We start from the raw sequence: 19,320 nt of genomic DNA, 5'->3' as shown, positions 1-19,320 counted from the left end.
AGGCCTCGGGGTGGAGGTGCCGCTGCAGGCCATCTTCGATGCACCGACACTGGAGGCCCTGGCCGCGCACATCACCGCGGGGGGGGGGACGGCGGCCGAGACGGCGCCCCTGGTCCGGGCGGCGGACACGGACGGGCCGCCGCCGCTCAGCTTCGCGCAGCAGCGGCTGTGGTTCCTGGAGCAGCTCCAGCCGGGGAATACGGCGTACAACATCCCCGTCGCGCTGCGGCTGGAGGGCCCGCTCGACACGGTGGCGCTGGAGCGCGCGCTGGAGGAGGTGGTGCGCCGGCACGAGGTGCTCCAGGCCACCATCGAGAGCCGGGAGGGCGAGCCGGTGCTGCGCTTCTCCGGGCCCTTGCGGCTGCCGCTGACGCCGGTGGACCTGTCGGGACTGGACGCCGGGCCGCGGAGCGAGGCGGTGGAGCGGCTCGCCTCCGAGGAATCGCTCCGGCCCTTCGAGCTGTCGCGGGGGCCGCTGCTGCGCGCGACGCTGCTGCGGCTGGGGGAGCGGGAGCACGTGCTGTTGCTGACGGTGCACCACATCGTCTTCGACGGCTGGTCTGCGGGCATCCTCTTCCGGGAGCTGGCGGCGCTGTATGACGCCTTCGGCCGTGGGGCGCCGAGCCCCTTGCCGGAGCTGTCGCTGCGGTACGCGGACTACGCGAGGTGGCAGCGGGAGTGGCTGAAGGGCGACGTGTTGGAGACGCAGTTGGGGTACTGGCGCCGGCAGCTCGCGGGCAGTCCGTCCTTGCTGCGGCTTCCGCTGGACAAGCCGCGCGCCCCGGCCCGGACGCCGAGGGCGGGCCAGGTGCCGGTGGTGCTGTCGCGCGAGCTGAGCGAGGCGCTGGAGGCCCTGGCGCAGCGAGAGGGGAGCAGCCTGTTCATGGTGCTGCTGGCGGGCTTCCAGGCGTTGCTGGCGCGCTGGAGCGGGCAGGAGGACGTGGTGGTGGGCACGCCGGTGGCGGGGCGCACGCGGACGGAGGTGGAGGGGCTGATCGGCCTGTTCATCAACACGCTGGTGCTGCGCACGGACGTGAGCGGAGCGCCGACGTTCCGGGAGTTGCTGGGGCGGGTGCGCGAGGTGGCGCTGGGGGCGTACGCGCACCAGGACGTGCCCTTCGAGAAGCTGGTGGAGGAGCTGAGGCCGGAGCGGGAGCTGCGGCACTCGCCGCTCTTCCAGGTGATGCTCGTGCTCCAGAACACGCCGAGCCACGGGGTCTCGCTGCGGGAGCTGAAGCTGTCGCCGGTGGAGAAGGAGGGACCGGCGGCGAAGCTGGATCTGACGTTGGGCTTCGCGCCGACGCCGGAGGGGCTGCGGGGCGTGTTCTCCTACGACACGTCGCTCTTCGAGCCGGAGACGATCCATCGGCTGGCGAGGCACCTGGAGACGCTGCTGACGGCGGTGGCGGAGGCGCCGGAGCGGCGGGTGACGGACGTGGAGTTGCTGTCCGGGGAGGAGCGGGCCCGGGTGCTGGAGGAGTGGAGCCGGGGACCGCGGGTGGAGGGGGCGGTGGAGAGCCTGGCGCGGGTGCTGGAGGCTCCAGGCGGCGAGGACGCCCGAGGTGGTGGCGGTGGAGGGGAGCGGGCAGCGGCTGAGCTACCGGGAGCTGGAGGCGAGAGCCCGGAGCCTCGGGCACCGGCTGCGGCGCGAGGGCGTGGGCCCGGAGGTGCGCGTCGGCGTGCTGTTGGAGAAGAGCGTGGAGGCGGTGGTGGCCTTCTGGGGCATCCAGAAGGCGGGGGGCGTGTACGTGCCGCTGGAGGCGGTGCTGCCCGCGGAGCGCCTGGAGTGGATGGCTCGGGACGCGGGAGTGCGCGCGGTGGTGACGAGGCGCGGGCTGGAGGACAGGTGCCGGCCGCCGGAAGGAGTCGCGGTGGTGGTGCTGGAGGAGGTGGGCGAGGACGCGGGCCCGCTGGAGAGCGGCGTGCGCTCGGGCAACGCGGCCTATGTCCTCTACACCTCCGGAAGCACGGGACGGCCGAAGGGCGTCGAGGTGACGCACGAGGGCGCGTGCGATCTCGTCCGGGGGAAGGCGGGGGAGTTCGGAGTGGGGGCGGAGAGCCGGGTGATGCAATTCTCGTCGCTGGGCTTCGACGTGTCGCTCTGGGACTACCTGCTGACGGTGTCGGTGGGCGGGACGCTGTACGTGCCCGCGGGAGGGAAGGTGCCGTTGGGGGAGGAGCTGCGGCGCGAGCTGGTGGAGGGAGCGGTGACGGTGCTGGCGCTGCCGCCCTCGGTGCTGGCGCTGCTGCCGGACGAGGGGCTGGAGCACCTGCGGGTGGTGATGGTCGCGGGCGAGGCGTGCCCGCGGGAGCTGGTGGAGCGGTGGGGCAGGGGCCGGCGTTTCGTCAACGGGTATGGCCCCACGGAGGTGTCGGTGCTCGCCACGTGGGAGGAGTGCGTCCCCGGGGAGAGCCGTCCGCCGATTGGAAGGCCGCTGGCCAACACGCAGACGTACGTGCTGGACGGGGCGATGAGGCCGGTGCCTCCGGGAGTGGCGGGAGAGCTGTACCTGGGAGGACCGGGGCTGGCGCGGGGCTACGTGGGAAGGCCGGAGCTGACGGCAGAGCGCTTCGTGCCCAACCCCTTCGGCCGGGAGCCGGGCGAGCGCCTGTACCGCACGGGAGACCTGGTGCGGTGGCGGGCGGACGGGCGGCTGGACTTCCTGGGCCGCGTGGACGCGCAGGTGAAGGTGAACGGCGTCCGGATCGAACCGGGAGAGGTGGAGGCTGCGCTGCGGGAGCTGGCCGGGGTGAGGCAGGCGCACGTGAGGGCCTGGAAGAGCCCCTCGGGCGAGTCGCGGCTGGTGGCGTACGTGGTGCCAAATACCCCTCTCCCGCCGGGAGAGGGACGGGGTGAGGGTGCCACGGGCCCCGGGTTGAACCTCGAGGCCGTGCGTACCTGGCTGAAGCAGCGGCTGCCGGAGTACATGCTGCCGTCGGCCCTGGTGGTGCTGGAGGCCCTCCCCCTGACGTCCAGCGGCAAGGTGGATGGACGGGCCCTGCCCGAGCCCGGGGAAGCGCGCCGGGAAGGCCGGGCCTCCGTCCCGCCGAGGGATGAGCTGGAGCGGGAGCTGGCGCACATCTGGGAGGAGGTGCTCGGGGTGAAGCCGGTGGGAGTGACGGACAGCTTCTTCGAGCTGGGGGGCCAGTCCCTGTTGGCGGTGCGGCTGGTGGCGCGGCTGCGGGAGCGGTGGGGACACGCCGTCCCGCTGGCGGCGCTCTTCGAGGGGCCCACCATCGAGGCGCTCGCGGCCCGGCTGCGCGCGGGCCTTCCCTCGACCGTCCAGGGCAACCGGGTGACCCTGCAGCCCGAGGGCACGGGCACGCCGGTCTTCTGGGTGCACCCGGTGGGGGGCAACGTCCTGTGCTACGCGGAGCTGGCGCGGCACCTGGGCACCGGGCGTCCCTTCCATGCGCTGCAGGCCACGGGGCTGGATGGGAGCGAGGCCCCCCTCACACGGGTGGAGGACATGGCCCGCCGGTACGTGGAGCAGGTGCGCGCGGTGCAGCCCGAGGGGCCGTACCTCCTCGGAGGCTGGTCACTGGGCGGGACGGTGGCCTACGAGATGGCGAGGGAGCTGCGGCGTCAGGGGCAGGAGGTGGCCCTGCTGGTGCTGCTCGACAGCTTCGCCCCCGCCGGGCAGTCCACGCCGGAGCCGGAGGCCGCCACGCTGCTGGCGGGCTTCGCGGCGGACCTGGCCCGGAGCGCCGGACGCGAGCTGTCCCTCACGCCCGAGTCCCTCGCGGGCCTGTCCCCCGACGAGCAGCTCCGCGCCCTCTGGACGCGGGCCCGTGAGGCCGGATTGCTGCCTCCCGGGATGGGCCTGGAGGAGCTGCGGACGCTGCTGGAAGTGGCCCGGGCGAACCTGCGCGCGGTGGCCAGCTACAACCCCGAGCCCTCCGAGGGGCGGATGCTGCTGCTCCGGGCGCGCGACGCGCGGAAGGGCGCCACGGTGGACGCCACGCATGGCTGGGGGCGGCTCGCCGCCTCGGGGCTCACCGTGGAGGACGTCCCGGGCGACCACCACAGTGCCCTCCGGGCGCCGCACGTCACCGAGCTGGCACAGCGGCTCACGCGCTGGCTGGAGGAGGCGGAGCGGGCGGCGTCAGGGCGCGGGGAGCGCGGCGCGGGTTGAGACCCGGGCCGGGGCTGCGGCACTGGGGGGAGGGGCGAAAACATCGACCACCCCCTGGGCCACCGCCGCGGCGAAGGCCTCCAGGGTGCGCTCCTCGCGCCAGCGCTCCACCTCCTCGAGGTCCAGCGCGTGGTGCGTCTCGATGATGACCGAGGGCATGGGCGGCTTGCGCAGCACGAAGATGCGCTGTCCGGGCAGGTGCCGGCTCACGAAGGTCCCCGGCTGCTCGGAGTCGGGGGCGTAGAGGCCCACGTAGTCCTCTCCACCGTAGGGCAGGAAGCCCGCGTCGCCCATGCGCCGGGCCAGGGCCCGGGCCAGGGTGAGCCGTTGGGAGAGCAGGGGCTCGGCGATGTCATCGGCGTAGAGCACGCTGTACCCGGGGGCCGAGTCGTTCCTCAGGCACACCTGCTCCATCGTGCTCTGCCACCAGCGCGCCTCCCCCCGTGAGTCCGAGTGGAGGCTCACGAAGAGCTGGGCCCGCCAGCGCTCGGCCTGCTCGAGCCGGTCCTGGTACGTGGGCCGCTGCCCGGACTTCCGGCTCACCTTCACCTGGAAGTGCCCGGTGGCCTCCAGCCGCTTCGCCAGATCCTCGGCCACGCGGAGCGTGTGGGCCGCCTCCGGCTCGCAGGTGACGGAGGTGTTCCCATCGTTCCCGGGGGCGCCGTGTCCCGCGTCCAGGTAGATGCGCTTCCTTCCGAAGCCCTTGGGAAACTCCACCTGGGCGACGGTAAGGGGGGCGCTCGCGGTCGGCCAGCGGGGTGGGGCCTCGGGAGCGGGCGCGGCGATCACCGCGGGGGAGGGGACGGCTTCGGGCGGAGGGGGCGCGGCGCGGGCCTGCTCCTCGCATCCGGCGGACAGGCCCAGGATCAGGATCAGCGGCCAGGGGGTGCTCTTCGACATGTCTCCTCGGACCCCGGCCGACTGTCCGGCGTTCCCACCGAGCATACACGGGGCCAACGAGGACAAATGACAACGGGCAGGCCCCCTGTCCGGAGACCTGCCCGCCGTCCAACTTCAGTCCTGACTCAGGACCGCGCCAGGCGCGGACCTCGGTCCGCTAGGCGCGGACCTCGGGAGCCTGCTCCGTCTGGACGGGGACCGACTTCTCCCCACCCTCGGGAGGAGCGATCGGCGTCTTGAACGGAGACGTCTCCAGGGCGGCCTCGAGCACCTCGTCCATGCGGGTGGCGAAGATGAACTCGATCTCGTTCCTCGCCTGCTCCGGCACGTCCTGCAGATCCTTGCGGCAGCGCTCCGGGAGGATGACGCGCTTGATGCCGGCGCGGTGAGCCGCGAGCACCTTCTCCTTGATGCCGCCCACCGGCAGGACCAGGCCACGCAGCGTGGCCTCGCCCGTCATCGCCGTGTCGCCGCGCACCCGGATGCCCGTCAGCAGGCTGGTGAGCGCGGTGAGGATCGTCACGCCCGCGGAAGGACCATCCTTGGGGATGGAGCCCGCCGGGAAGTGCAGGTGCAGATCCGTCTTCTCGAGGAAGTTCGGATTGATGCCGAGCGCCTCCGCCTTGCTGCGCAGGTAGCTCAGCGCGGCCGTGGCGCTCTCCTTCATCACGTCGCCGAGCTGGCCGGTGAGCGTCATGCCGCCCTTGCCCGCCATCTTGGTCGCCTCGATGAAGAGCAGGTCTCCACCGGCCGCCGTCCAGGCCAGACCCGTGGACACGCCGGGCACCTCGGTGCGCTCGGCGACCTCGGAGTAGAACATCTCGGGCCCCAGGATCTCCTTCACCCGGTTGCCGTCCACGTTCTGCTTGTCCAGCTTGCCGCCGGCCACTTCCACCGCCACGGCGCGGCACAGGTCCGCGATGCGCCGCTCGAGGTTACGCACACCGGCCTCGCGCGTGTACGCGGTGGTCAGCGTGAGCAGGGCCTCGTCGGTGATGGTGATGTGGTCCGGGCTCAACCCGTGCTCCTTGAGCTGCTTGGGCACCAGGTGGATGCGCGCGATGCTCTGCTTCTCCTCGAAGGTGTAGCCGGACAGCTCGATGATCTCCATGCGGTCACGGAGCGGGCCAGGGATCGGATCCAGCTGGTTCGCCGTGGCGATGAAGAGCACCTTGGACAGGTCGAACGCCACGTCCAGGTAGTGGTCGCTGAACGTGTTGTTCTGCTCCGGGTCCAGCACCTCGAGCAGGGCCGCGCTCGGATCGCCGCGGAAGTCCGCGCCGAGCTTGTCGATTTCATCGAGCATCATGACCGGGTTCTTGGTCCCGGCCTTCTTCATGCTCTGGATGAACCGGCCCGGCAGCGCGCCGACGTAGGTCCGCCGGTGGCCACGGATCTCCGCCTCGTCACGCACACCACCGAGCGACAGGCGCACGAACTTGCGGCCCACCGCCTTGGCGATGCTCTGACCCAGCGACGTCTTGCCGACACCCGGCGGCCCCACCAGGCAGAGGATGGGCCCACGCATGTCGTTCTTGAGCTTGCGGACGGCCAGGTACTCCAGGATGCGCTTCTTCACCTTCTTGATGCCGAAGTGATCCTTGTCGAGCGTCTGGCGCGCGTTCTCGATGTCGAGGTTGTCCTCGCTGAGCTTGGCCCAGGGGAGATCCGCGATCCAATCGAGGTAGGTGCGCGCGACGGTGTACTCGCTGGAGGCCGCCGGAATCGTCTTCAGGCGGTTGAGCTCCTTGTTGGCCACCTTCTCGACCTCGGGCGGCAGGCCGGCCTTCTTCAGGCGCTCCTGCAGCTCGTCGAGCTCCTCCTCCTCCTCGCCCATCTCGCCGAGCTCTTCCTTGATCGCCTTGAGCTGCTGGCGCAGGTAGTACTCGCGCTGGGTCTTCGACATCTCGCCCTTCACGGCGGAGTCGATCTTGTTGGAGAGCTTGAGGATCTCGCGCTTGCGGTTGAGCAGCTCGAGCACGAGCTTCATCCGGGCCTTGAGGTCCACGGTCTCGAGGACGGCCTGCTTCTCCTCGATGGGGACGTCCACGTTGGCGGCGATGAGGTCCGCCAGGTGGCCCGGGTGGGTGATGGACTCCACCAGCTCGGTGGCGGCGGCCGGCAGCTCGGGCATCAGCTCGATGACCTCGCGCGCCAGCTTCTTGAGGTTGATGCCCAGGGCCTCGACCTCGACGTTCTCGGCGGCCGTCCGGTCCTCCACGGCCTCCACGCGGGCCTTGAGGTAGGGGGCCTCCTGGACCAGGTCCATGACGCGGAAGCGCGCCAGACCCTGGACGACGAGCGAGTAGTTGTCCTCGCCCATCTTGAGGAGCTTCACGATGCGGGCCACGGTGCCCATCGTGTAGAGGTCGGACGCACCGGGATCCTCCTCCTCGGCGCGGCGCTGGGTGACGACGCCGATCACCTGGTCGTCACGCACGGCGTCCTTGATGAGGGCGATCGTCTTCTGACGGCCCACCGCGAGCGGCAGCACGCCGCCCGGAAAGAACACGGAATTACGCAGGGGGAGGATGGGCAGGACCTGCGGAATGTCCTCCTTGTTGATCATCCCCGGGGGCGCCATTGCAGCCGGCATGGCCGCAGCGCCGGAACCCTTCTTCTTGTCGTCGGACATGTAGTCGATGCCTCGGTTTCCAGCCCGGCCGGAGAGCATCCGGGCCGGTAGAACTACTTAGTTGTCGATCTTCTGTGAGAGTTGACTCAACGTAGCAACCAAAACGGACATGGCAAACGCGACCTGCATTTTTCGTGTAGGCCGTCGGGTGCCGGACGGTTGCTCGCACATCGCCTGAAGGTGGGGCATGTTGCGTGGCCCCCCCTTATGTTGCGGCACGGCGCGCGCTACGCCGGGCCGCGTTCGCAGGAGACCCCCATGATGCATCCCATGCGTTCGAGCGCGCTGCTGGCCATCGCCCTGTGGGGCGTGGCGTGTACCACGCCGGTGGAGGAGCCCGGCTCCACGTTGCCCGGCCGTTGCCAGGTGGACGCCCCGCTGATCTCGGCGCAGAAGACGGATCTGCTCTTCGTCATCGACAATTCGGGCTCGATGGCCGAGGAGCAGGCGGCCATTGCCACCGAGCTTCCCCGCGTTCCTGGACGAGCTCCGGCGGGGAAACGACGTGGAGCAGGACTTCCGCGTGGGGGTCATCACGACGTCGGTCTACCTGAACGCGTTCTATGATAACCGCGAGCAGTTCACGGAGTTTCCCGATCAGGCGGGCCGGTTGCAGCCGGTCCCTGACGAACGGGGCCGGCCCACGGCTGAACGCTACCTGGACGAGGGCGACCCGGAGCTGCTGGAGAAGTTCCGCCGGATGGTGCAGGTGGGGACGAGCGGCAGCGGGCAGGAGACGCCCTTCGAGGCGGTGAGGCTGGCGGTGACGCCGCCGCTGACGACGACGCCGGTGGGCGAGGGAGGCAACGGAGGCTTCCTGAGGGACGGGGCGCGGCTGCTGGTGGTGGTGGTGTCGGACGAGGAAGATTGCAGCTCCACGGAGAGGCCGCCGCGGGTGCTGCTGACGGAGGACACGAGCCGGGACCTGTGCAGCGAGCAGGCGGATCGATTGACGCCGGTGCAGGAGTACGTGCGGCTGTTCCGGAACCTGGCGGACGGGACGGGAGCGACGCGCGAGGTGCTGTGGGCGACGATCGGGCCCGTGGGGCTGACGGACAAGCGGGCGGAGGCGGTGCTGGACCGGACGGCGCAGGGGACGTTCGTGCGCAACGTGGATTGCCCGACGTCGTACGGACCGGGATACCGGCAGCGGGAGATGGCGTCGCTGTTCGATACAGGGCTGAAGAACCTGGACTCCATCTGCCGGGCGAGCTTCCGGGAGACGCTGGTGTCCATCGCGACACTGGCGAGGACGTCGCAGAGCATCGAGGTGGTGAACCTGCCGGACGCGAGGCTGGCGCAGGTGCTGGTGACGCGGGAGGACGGGTCGGTGCAGACGTGCAGCGTGGTGGGGGGAGATCTGACGTACGAGCCGTCGTCGGAGCGGAGGGCGGCGCGCCTGTACTTCCAGTCCTCGTGCCCGCGGAGACCGACGGACAAGAAGCTGGAAGTGAAGCTGCTCTGCGCCAACTGAGCCGAGCCAACCCCCCAAGCCAACCCACCCCCCCCAAGCCAACCCACGCCCCCAACCACCCCTCTCCCTCCGGGAGAGGGACGGGGTGAGGGTGCCCGGACCGCGGGTTGAGCCTGTGTAACCCCCCGAGGTTCCTGGAAGAGAGAGCCAGGGTGAGGGTCTGTCGCCTGCCCTGCGCACCCACCCGGGGAACCGTAGAAAACCAGCCGCCCGGCTGATCACCAGGCGACATTTCCTGGCGCATGTCAGGCCGCTCGTCATACTGAACCCAGTTTCAGGTCCAGTGCGGGACGAGGGACGTGATGAGTGCGACGGCCGGGAAGGTGTCGGTGACGGTGGAGGCGCTGCGGGAGCAGATCCGCCGGTTGCAGGCAGCGCCGAGGAAGTACCTGGCGGCGCTGAGGACGGGGGTGGAGGCCTTCGACGAGCTGCTGCCGGGGGGAGGGCTGCCGTTGGGGCAGGTGGTGGAGCTGTGGGGGGAGGCGGCGTCGGGGAGGACGAGCCTGGCGCTGAGGGCGGTGGCGTCGGCGCACCGGGAAGGGCGGCTGTGCGCGTACGTGGATGGACCTGGGGAGCTCTACCCACCGGCGGCGGTGGCCGCGGGGGTGGATCCCACCCGGCTGCTGATCGTGCGGCCGAAGACGGCGGAGCAACTGGCGTGGTCGGCGGTGCAGCTCGTGCGGAGCGGGGCGTTCGCGTGCGTGGTGTTGGACCTGACGCGGAGCCCGAAGGGCACGGGCGGAGTGCGGCTGTCCCCGGCGGAGGGTAAGCGGCTGATGGACGCGGCGGGGCGAGGCGGGAGCCTGCTGCTGCTGCTGACGGCGCCGGAGGCCCCTGGGGACGGGATGATGCGGCTGCGCACGGAGGCGCGAGACGACGAGGGCCTGTCGGTGGAGGTGGTGCGAAGCCGGCAGGGAGGAATCGGCTCGAGGACGCTGGTGCCGTGGAAGGCGCTCTATCCGGAGCTGGAGGGAGGCGAGTCCCCGTGGGGTGCGGAGCTGCCGCCGGCGGAGGCCGTGACGGTGCCGGAGCTCCCGAGGGAGCAGCCCCCGTCGGAAGGACACCGGGGAATCCTGTGGCAGCGGCCGGGGCGGGACACGCCGATGCCGTCGCTGCGAGCGAGCCTGGATGCGGGCACGGCCCTGCACTGAGGCGAGGGGAGGGGAACGGACATGCGGTTGGGGTATCTGCACTTTTCGCGCTTCCCGGTGCAGCGCAAGGTCATCGAGCTGCCGGAGCTGACGGGCAGACCGTTCGTGCTGGTGGAGGAGGTGCGAGGCCAGCAGCGGGTGGCGTGCGCGTCCACGAGTGCGCTGAAGGCGGGCGTGAAGCAGGGGATGACGCTGACGGCGGCGACGGCGCTGGAGCCCGAGCTGAGACACTTCCCGTACCGGCCGGAGGAGGAGCGGCGGGCGCTGGTGGGCATTGGCGAGATGCTGATGGGGCTGGCGCCGGGCTTCCAGTTGTCGGAGCCGGACGGGCTGTGGTTCGACGCGAGCGCGGCGAACCTGGTGAAGGGGGAGGAAGGGCTGTGCGCGAAGGTGCTGGCGCAGTGCTCGGAGCTGGGGTGGAGGGGGAGGGTGGTGGTGGCCTCGGAGAAGTTCACCGCGAGGGCGCTGGCGAGGCATGGGGCGCCGCGGATGAGCGTGGTGCCGGACGGAGAGAGCGCGCAGGCGTTGGCGCCGCTGCCGCTGAGTGCCCTGGAGGGCCCGGAGCAGACGGCGTTCGCGGCGCTCGGGCTGACGACGCTGGGCGAGGTGGCGGGACTGCCGGTGGGGGCGGTGACGGCGCGAGGCGGCGCGGTGGGCATGCGGGCGCACGCGCGCTGCCGGGGCGGGGATGAGACGCCATTCATCGCGGAAGTGCTGGAAGAGGTGCTGGAGGAGCGGCTGACGCTGGAGTGGGCGGCCGAGTCGCTGGAGCCACTGCAGTTCGCGCTGAAGACGGTGCTGGACCGGTTGTGCGGACGGCTGGGAGGCCGGAAGCGCGCGGCGGTGCGGCTGAACCTGACGTTGAAGCTGGACCCATCGGGACAGGCGGTGGTGCCGCTGACGCTGGCGAGGCCGACGGCACAGGCGAAGATGCTGCTGGAGCTGACGCGGCACCGGCTGTCGGACGTGCGGCTCGAGGGACCGGTGGCGGGGCTGATCCTCCGGGTGGAAGAGGACTGCGAGGACCGGGGCCAGCAACTGGCGCTGGGAGACGCACCCGAGGGAGACGCGGCGCTGGAGGTGGTGCTCTCGCGGCTGGCGACGGCGCTGGGGGAGGACTCCCTCTTCATGGCGGCGCTGGAGGACACGCACCGTCCCGAGGACGCGTACGCGACACAGACCTTCCGGCCACCGCCGATGCGGCGCGGACTGGAGGGTGAGCTGCTCCAGTCAGTGGAGGCAGCGGAGCCGGTGCCCGAGGTACTGCGGGAGCGGCCCTCGCGGATGCTGGGGACACCAGCCACGATCGACGTGGAGATGACGGCCTCGGGGGAACTGCTGGCGGCGAGGCTCGGAGGACGCAGGCGCCGGGTGATGGCGCTGGTGGGCCCGGAGCGGCTGAGCGGGGACTGGTGGGACGCGAGGCCGTACAGCCGCGACTACTACCGGGTGCACTTCGAGGGACTGGGCCCGGCGTGGGTGTTCCGGGACGCGAGGGACGGCCGCTTCTACCTCCAGGGCCTGTTCGATTAGCCCTGTGTAGGCCCCCTCTCCCTCTGGGAGAGGGCTGGGGTGAGGGTATAGGCATCCGGTGCCCGCCCGGTGCATTCTCGGCTCCCGGTAACTCGACTGGGGGACACGTGGCGCGGCTCAGTTGGCTTCACCTCTCGGATCTCCACATGGGGCTCCGGAGGCTCGCGGTTGCTTCGGCCCGACTACAGGGAAGCGTTCGAGCAGGATCTCCGCAGGATGCACGCGCGCTCGGGCCCCTGGGACCTGGTGTTCATCTCGGGCAACCTCACGGAAGCGGGCGGGACGATGGAGTTCAGCTTGCTGAGCTCCACCTTGAAATCCCTGTGGGGTTTCTTCCGCGGCCTGGGCTCGTCTCCCAGCCTGCTCGTCGTGCCGGGCGAGCGCGACTTCTTGCAGGCTCATCCCTCCGCAAAGAACCTCCGGGGGTCGCTCGATCTCTTCAGCGCCTGGTTCGAGGAGTGGCGGAATGCGCATCCGTCGGCTGTGCACCAGGGTCTGCGCAGAGGCCTGCTTCCGGGAGATTTCGCCACGACGGTCGAAACGGCGGGCTCGAGGATTGGGATCGTCGGGCTCAACTCGAGCACCCGGAACGGCACCGAGCTGGAGGAGAAGGATTGGTATGAACTCGATCTGAAGCAACTCGATCCAGCTCTGGGCGGGAGCGCGCGGGACTGGGCGCTTGAACATGATGCCGTGCTGCTGCTGACGCACCGCCCACCCTCGATGCTGAGGCCCATTTCCCTGATGCGGATTCAGGAGGCATTGACCCCACCGAATGGCCGCCTGTTGCACCTGTGTGGCAACGCGCAGCGCAGGGAAGGGGCAACTCGTTTCGGGCTCTCGGGCCGCTTCTATCCCACCCAGGCCCCCTCGCTCTTTGGTGCGATCCATCCCAAAGCCGAGGCCGAGGATTCAGGGAGTCTCTGGGGATACACCGTGGGGGTGCTCGAGCTGTCGGGGGCGGGGGCGCCGCTCAGGCTCTTCCCGCGCATCGCCTCGTTCACCAAGGGCGCGCTCTCCCTGGGCCCCGATGAACGGTGGGTCTCCGGGCCGGACGAGGCCTTCGAAACGTCTCTCGCCGCTCCGCGTGCCCTGGACACGAAGCGCCCCCCCTTACTGGCCGGGGGGGAATCGGCCCCCTTCCAGCGCCGCCCACCCGCCGGGGATTTCCGGGCCGTGCGCGGCGAGCCGACGGATCCACGGCTCCCGCCGGGCGTGAAGTTCCAGAAGCTGCTGGAGACCGGTCGCAAGATGGTCGATTCGCTGGCCTGGGCACCCGCTGGGGATGCGCTCGGGATTGGTCTGGTGGGAGGCGACATCGCCTACTGGAAGCCAGCCCAGGATCTGCCGGACTGGATGGTCACCGCCCACATTTCCGGGCTTGAGGATCTGTGCTTCTCGCCGGACGGCCAGTTCCTGGCGTCCCGCTCCCATAAAAACGTGCGCTTGTGGAATGCGGACGGAATCCAGCTCGGGACGCCACGGGCCCTGCTGAGTGTGGGATGGCGGGTGGCCTGGTCCTCGACGGGACTGCTTGCGGCCGAGTCGGGGCATCGGGCCCTCCAGCTCTGGAACACCCGGACCTGGGCCGAAGCGGGCCGGGTGCAGCTCCCTCCCGCGCTGATTGAGGTGTACGCCCTGGCCTGGTCGCCGGATGGGCAGATGCTGGTGTGTGGAGGCGAGGGAATCCCGGTTCTCGCGCGGCCGAAAGTCGTGAGGAACTCGGACACCGTGGAGGCGCATCAGCTCGCAGGGGGGGCGCCTGGAGGCGCTGTCCTGGACATCGCGTGGATGCCCGGATGGTCCTCGGTGGTCGCCATGGCCTGCCGGGACAGGACCATCTACATCCGGGATGTCCGGCAGCCCGGACTCATGGCCGTTCTGGAGGGCCACAGGACCGACGTCACGAGCGTCAGCTTCTCCCACGATGGACGGCTGCTCGCCTCCAGGTCGAGCGACGGGGCCATCCGGCTGTGGCGCACAGACACCTGGGCGTTGGTGGCCGAGCTCGAGGCGCCCTTCACGAGCCCGCACTACGCCGGACTGGCTTTCTCTCCGGTGGCGCATGTTCTGGCGAGCGTGGGTCCCGAAGGCCACGGCGTGCAGCTGTGGGAACTCGAGCTCGCCGCCCTGATGCGCTCCCACGTGCCGTCGCAGACCGTGCACGAGGTGAGCGCCAAGGTCGTACTGGTGGGCGAGGGGCGTGCGGGCAAGAGCTGTCTGGCGCTGCGCATGGTGAAGGACGAGTACGAGGAGTTGGACTCCACGCACGGCATGCGCTTCTGGTCGATGTCCGCCGAGCCGTCCTCCGGGGACGGGCCCACGAGCGGGCCACGGCGGGAGATCATCCTGTGGGACCTGGGAGGGCAGAGCGAGTACCAGCTCGTGCACCAGCTCTTCCTGCGGGACTCGACCGTGGCCCTGATGGTGATGGAGCCCGGGCGAGGGGAGGGGGCCCTGGAGGAGGTCGAGGGATGGAACCGGCGCCTGCAGGCCCAGTCCCGGGAGCGGAGCATCCGCACGCTCCTGGTGGGCACGAAGGTGGACCACGCCGAATCCCCGGTGAACCGCCCCGCGCTCGAGGGCCTGGTGCAACGGCTCGGGTTCGAGTCGTACGTGCTGACGAGCGCGAAGCAGGGGCAGGGCATCGCCGAGCTGAAGGCGGCCCTGGGCCGGGTCATCGACTGGGACAGCCTCCAGAAGGTCAGCCGCCCCGAGCTGTTCCAGTCCATCCGGCAGCTCATCCAACGGCTGCGCGAGGCGAAGCGGGTGGTGCTGACCTTCTTCGAGCTGGAGAGCGAGCTGCGCCGGGAGCTGGGCAGTGCCTTCGAGCCGGAGGCGCTCCAGGCCGTGGTGGGCCATCTCACCCGGCAGGGGCGGGTCGCGGACACGCGGATGGCGGGAGGGACGCGGGTGCTCATCCTGGAGGTCGAGCAGCTCGAGCGTTACGCGGGCTCGCTCATCGTGGCCGCACGGGAGAATCCCCACGGGGTGCCCGCCATCGAGGTGGCGAAGGTCCTGTCCCCGAAGATGAAGTTCCCGCGCATCAAGGACGAGGAGCGGTTGACCGAGGACCAGGAGCTGGCGGTCCTCAACTGCGTCATCGAGCTGCTCATCGAGCACGGCGTGTGCCTGCGCCACGAGGGACTGCTCATCTTCCCGTCGCTCTTCCAGCCGTCGCAGGGCGGGGCTGGCGCGGACTTCGCGCACGCCATCTCGCTGCACTACGACTTCTTCGGCCCCATCGACAACATCTACGCCTCGCTCGTGACGTCCCTGGCCATCAGCCAGCGCTTTGGCCCCATGCGCCTGTGGGAGGACCGCGCCGAGTTCGGGCAGGCGGGCCTGGGTGCCTCGGGCATCCGCCGGGTGCGGAGCAGGAGCCAGGGGGCGCGGGGGATTGCCCAGCTGGACGTCTACTTCGATGATGGAACGGACGCGAAGACGCGCGAGCTGTTCGTGAACTTCATCGAGCAGCACCTCCGGGAGCACGGAGTGGAGCTGTTGGAGCGGCTGACCATCACCTGCGTCTGCGGCAAGGTGTTCCCGGAGGAGACGGTCCGCACCCGGCTGGCCAAGGGGGCCCAGGACGTGGGTTGCGAGGACTGCGACCACCGGACGCCCCTCACGCTCGGTGCGCAGCAAGCCCGGGAGCTCAATCCGGAGCTGGTGAAACAGGTCCAGGCGTTGCGGACCACCATCCGGGAGCAGCTATCCCAGAGCGTCACGGAGACGAAGGTGCTCATGACGGAGGCGAAGACGGTGAGCACGGGCCAGGAGACGCCCCTGCGGATCCTCCACCTGAGCGACCTGCACATCGGAGCCGGGGATGATCCCCTCGGACTGCTCCAGCCCCTGTTGGCGGACCTGCAGGACAGGAGCGAGGGGCTGGGAATCGAGCGCCTGGACTATCTGGTCATCTCCGGAGACATCACGAACCGGGCCTTGCCCCAGGAGTTCGAGAAGGCGCGTGAATTCGTCTCGAGGCTCATCGAGCAGTTCGGGCTGACGGCCGAGCGGTGCATCCTCGTTCCTGGCAACCACGACCTGGACTGGAACACGGAGGTCTACGAGTGGCGGAAGAAGCGGCTGGTGGACAAGAGCAGGCTCGTCACCGGCGGGTACCATGACGCGGGAGACGGATACCTCATCCGCGACGAGGCGAAGTACCCGGAGCGCTTCAGGAACTTCACCGAGCACTTCTACCATCCGCTGATCCAGAAGCCCTATCCGCTCGCGCCCGAGGAGCAGTGCATCCCGTTTCTCTTCAGCGAGTCGCGGCTCCAGTTCCTGGCCATGAACTCCGCCTGGGAGATAGACGAGTACTTCAAGGAGCGCTCCAGCATCTCCGACAGCGCGCTCTCCCGGGGGCTCGACAGGGCGCAGCAGGACATCGCCAGGGCGCGAGAGCGCGGCGAGCTGACGGGAGACGCGAAGGTGCTACGGCTGGCGGTCTGGCACCACCCCATCACGGGCAACGAGAAGATCCAGGGCGATGCCTTCATGAAACGGCTGCTTCAAGCGGACGTCCGCGTTTGCCTCCATGGGCACGTCCATGAGGACCGCGCCGATCTCGTCAACCACCTCCACTCGGAGCGGAGGATCCACGTCATGGGCGCCGGGAGCTTCGGGGCCCCCACGTCCGATCGGCCTGAGTCGGTGCCGCGCCTGTTCAACCTGCTGGAGGTGCAGCGGGATCTCCAACGGTTGCGGGTGCACACGCGGTGCCTGCGCAAGCAGGGAGGCGCGTGGGAGGGATGGGCGGTGTGGCCGGGGGAGAAACCGAACGAGCGGCGCACCTGCTATGACGTGCCCTTGGCTTGAGTGAGGTGGACGGCCTCTACCCGGTGGGGCGGAGCGCACTGTTCGTCCACGACAACGTGCACCACGCGTGCGCGGCGGGTCTGGCGGTAGGGAGAATGATCCCGGAAGGCGCGAGTTCCCGAGTCCGGAGCGGCCGGCAGAAACCCTTCCTCGAAACACAGATCGAGGACTGACTCGGTGCTATGTCCCCTCTCCCTCTGAGAGGGCCAGGGTGAGGGTCTCCCCGGAGCCGTTTCGTGGTCCTCGACCACGATGGGAGTTGAGTCATGAAGGTGCTCGTCACGGGAGCAGCGGGCTTCATCGGGTATCACGTGTGTGAGCGGCTGCTCGCGCGTGGGGATTCGATCATCGGAGTGGACAACCTGGACACGTCGGGAGACGTGACGCTGAAGGCGACGCGGCTGTCCAGGCTGAAGGCGGCGCCGAACTTCGGTTTCCACCGGATGGACATCCGGGACGTGAAGGCCTGCCGGGAGCTCTTCGACGGGGTGAAGCCGGATCGCGTGGTGCACCTGGCGGCGCGGGTGGGCGTGCGGGCGCTGCCGTCGGAGGCCCCGGACTACGCGGAGACGAACGTCACGGGCTTCCTGCAGGTGTTGGAGCTGTGCCGGCTGGCGAAGGTGGAGCACCTGGTGTTCGCCTCGTCGAGCTCGGTGTACGGGGCGGGCACGCCGGTGCCCTTCGCGGAGGATGCGCCGGCGGATCATCCGCTGAGCCTGTACGCGGCGACGAAGCGCGCGGACGAGCTGATGGCGCACGTCTACAGCCACCAGTACGGGCTGCCGGTGACGGGGCTGCGGCTGTTCACGGTGTATGGCCCGTGGGGCCGGCCGGACATGGCGCCGATGCTGTTCCTCCGGGCGATGCTGGAGGGCCGCTCCATCACGCTCCATGGCGAGGGCAGGATGCAGCGCGACTTCACCTACGTGGACGACGTGGTGGAGGCGCTGGTGCGGCTGCTGGACAAGCCGCCCGCGGGCGCGCCGCCGTACCGGGTGGTGAACGTGGGGCGGGGCGCGCCAGTGACGATGGCGCGCTTCGTGGATCTGCTGGAGGAGCAGCTCGGAACGAAGGCATGGGTGGAGCTGCGGCCGGCGCAGCCAGGGGAGCTGGAGGTGACGTGCGCGGACGTGACGGCGCTGGAGCGCGAGACGGGCTTCCGTCCCTCGGTGCCGCTGGAGCAGGGGCTCGCGCGGCTGGTGGCGTGGTACCGGGGCACCGAGGGCTGAGCGGAGGGTCCGAGCTCGCCCGGTGCACGCACTCGGTCAACCCCGGCACCGCTCGGCCACGCGATAGAGTTGGGTGAGCGAATAGTCGAGCAGCGCCTGTCGCGACTGCATGGAGTGGCGGGCCCGGGCGAAGGGGAACCAGACGCGACTTCCCACGAGCACCTGTGCCTCATCGAGCCTCTGGCGCGGAATCCACCTACCGCCCAGGTTGCGCACCAGCACCTCGCCCAGGTACGCGCCAATGGCGGGCACCGCGTGCTCGTCGATGGCTTCCCGCGGGCGGCTCGTCGGGAATTCCTCACGCCAGAAGTAGAAGTCAACGTCCGAGAGTGACTCGGGCGTTGCCTCGAAGACGGAGGGCACCTCCGAGTGCAGCAGCGCCACGAGGTGCTCGGCGTAGAGGCTGTACTGCTGAAGAGCGCGCTCCAGATCCTCTACGTCCGGAGAGAGGGCGGAATCAGCAGGGCGCCACTCCTCGGGCTCGGGTGGCTTCCAGGCGTTGAGTTCGGCAATCCTCCGCTGGCGCTCGTGACTGGCGGCGCGGTCCACCACACGCGAGAGGAGCGGGGCCAGGTCCGGGTGGAAGCGGGGCTCCACGGGGGCGAGCATGGCACTGCGCCCATGCAAGGTGCGCAGCATGGTGTCGAAGTCGAGGTCCGGCCGAAGGTGGGCGTGGGCGCGAGCCTGCGCGAGCCGTGCCTCCTTGCTGGCGAAATCCGCCGCGGTGGGCCACGTCACCAGGAGGATGGAGCCGTTGGGCAGTTCCTCCACACGGTGGGCTGGGGTGGACAGCATGCGCTCGCGACCAACCGTCTCCACCAGCTTGGGGCCGAAGACGTTGAGCCAGAACACCTCGTAGACTTTGTCGAAGCCATCTCTGCGCCGAGTGTCGTCGTCGCGGCCGAAGTTCGGCGAGTCCGTGAATTGCGTGTCATCAGTGCTGTGGGCCTTGGCGTGGGAGACCGGGTAGCAGGAGGCCCATGTACGCACCATCTCCTCGAACTTGAAGCAGTGCTCAGCCTCCGCGAAGAAGGGCAGGGGCTTCACGTTTATGAAAACTCTCAGTTGGGGAGACCGCGGTGGGAGCCAGAGCCCGAGCGACATGTCCAATGCGGGCCACTCCGTCCGGTAGAGCCCGATGGACGTACTATTTTCGTCGCGTTTCTCTTCCAGGGACTTCCAGATGGCGGCGCGAGAGTATCTGCGTTGCCGCTTGCCTTTGACGACATCCGGCATCCACCCATCGGCGTACTCCTCGAGCGCCTGGAAAAAGGGCTCCAACTCGCGCTCGAGTGCCGCTTGCGAACTGGAGGCACCGTCGAAGGTTAGCAGAAGGCTGTCCTCCGACTTCACGCCGTAGAATTCCAGTACCTTCATTGGAACAGCACCTCCACTCCCGGAACCTTTTCCTTGGTTTCGTCCACGGCTCTCTTCAAGG

The 19,320-nt window shown here is 69.8% G+C and carries 10 protein-coding genes and 2 pseudogenes; 9 read left to right on the top strand and 3 right to left on the bottom strand.

Annotated features, from left to right (window positions below; genetic code table 11):
* Positions 1-10: 10 nt before the first annotated feature.
* The 3 genes and pseudogenes from ACN28I_RS07840 to ACN28I_RS07830 form a co-directional block, all read left to right on the top strand.
* Positions 11-1,408: pseudogene (locus ACN28I_RS07840) on the top strand (condensation domain-containing protein); the annotation flags it as partial.
* A 142-nt stretch (positions 1,409-1,550) separates the two neighbouring features.
* Positions 1,551-2,972 (top strand): annotated as a pseudogene (locus ACN28I_RS07835) (non-ribosomal peptide synthetase); the annotation flags it as partial.
* Positions 2,946-4,136, top strand: a complete 1,191-nt coding sequence (locus ACN28I_RS07830; protein WP_420948592.1) for an alpha/beta fold hydrolase — start codon at positions 2,946-2,948, stop codon at positions 4,134-4,136. The pseudogene ACN28I_RS07835 and the gene ACN28I_RS07830, both read left to right, overlap by 27 nt.
* On the opposite strand, the gene ACN28I_RS07825 is transcribed toward ACN28I_RS07830, so the two are convergent.
* Positions 4,107-5,036 (bottom strand): N-acetylmuramoyl-L-alanine amidase family protein, encoded by a 930-nt coding sequence (locus ACN28I_RS07825; RefSeq protein ID WP_420941477.1) that lies wholly within the window; start codon positions 5,034-5,036, stop codon positions 4,107-4,109. The genes ACN28I_RS07830 and ACN28I_RS07825 overlap by 30 nt on opposite strands.
* A 157-nt stretch (positions 5,037-5,193) precedes the next feature.
* Positions 5,194-7,671, bottom strand: a complete 2,478-nt coding sequence (gene lon / locus ACN28I_RS07820; RefSeq protein WP_420941476.1) for an endopeptidase La — start codon at positions 7,669-7,671, stop codon at positions 5,194-5,196.
* A 258-nt stretch (positions 7,672-7,929) separates the two neighbouring features.
* On the opposite strand from lon, the gene ACN28I_RS07815 reads away from it, so the two are divergent.
* From ACN28I_RS07815 to ACN28I_RS07790, 6 genes are all read left to right on the top strand, one after another.
* Positions 7,930-8,238, top strand: coding sequence for a hypothetical protein (locus ACN28I_RS07815; RefSeq protein WP_420941475.1), 309 nt, complete (start codon positions 7,930-7,932; stop codon positions 8,236-8,238).
* Positions 8,177-9,145: a VWA domain-containing protein gene (locus ACN28I_RS07810; RefSeq protein WP_420941474.1), complete on the top strand. Its 969-nt coding sequence runs from the start codon at positions 8,177-8,179 to the stop codon at positions 9,143-9,145. Before ACN28I_RS07815 ends, ACN28I_RS07810 begins: the two co-directional genes overlap by 62 nt.
* 302 nt (positions 9,146-9,447) lie before the next feature.
* Positions 9,448-10,296 (top strand): ImuA family protein, encoded by an 849-nt coding sequence (locus ACN28I_RS07805; protein ID WP_420941473.1) that lies wholly within the window; start codon positions 9,448-9,450, stop codon positions 10,294-10,296.
* Positions 10,297-10,317: 21 nt separating this feature from the next.
* Positions 10,318-11,829: a Y-family DNA polymerase gene (locus tag ACN28I_RS07800; RefSeq protein WP_420941472.1), complete on the top strand. Its 1,512-nt coding sequence runs from the start codon at positions 10,318-10,320 to the stop codon at positions 11,827-11,829.
* Between the two features lie 216 nt (positions 11,830-12,045).
* Positions 12,046-16,653 carry a metallophosphoesterase gene (locus tag ACN28I_RS07795; protein ID WP_420941471.1) on the top strand — a complete coding sequence of 1,536 codons (4,608 nt, stop codon included), beginning with the start codon at positions 12,046-12,048 and terminating at the stop codon, positions 16,651-16,653.
* A gap of 266 nt (positions 16,654-16,919) precedes the next feature.
* A complete protein-coding gene (locus tag ACN28I_RS07790; RefSeq protein ID WP_420941470.1) occupies positions 16,920-17,882 on the top strand; it encodes an NAD-dependent epimerase/dehydratase family protein in 963 nt (320 codons plus the stop codon).
* A 36-nt stretch (positions 17,883-17,918) separates the two neighbouring features.
* Here ACN28I_RS07790 and ACN28I_RS07785 read toward each other — a convergent pair whose 3' ends face one another.
* Positions 17,919-19,259 carry a hypothetical protein gene (locus ACN28I_RS07785; RefSeq protein ID WP_420941469.1) on the bottom strand — a complete coding sequence of 447 codons (1,341 nt, stop codon included), beginning with the start codon at positions 19,257-19,259 and terminating at the stop codon, positions 17,919-17,921.
* Positions 19,260-19,320: the final 61 nt, after the last annotated feature.

Source organism: Archangium gephyra, assembly GCF_049060025.1.
Lineage (GTDB): Bacteria > Myxococcota > Myxococcia > Myxococcales > Myxococcaceae > Archangium > Archangium gephyra_A.
This window is presented reverse-complemented; position numbering and strand designations above follow the sequence as displayed.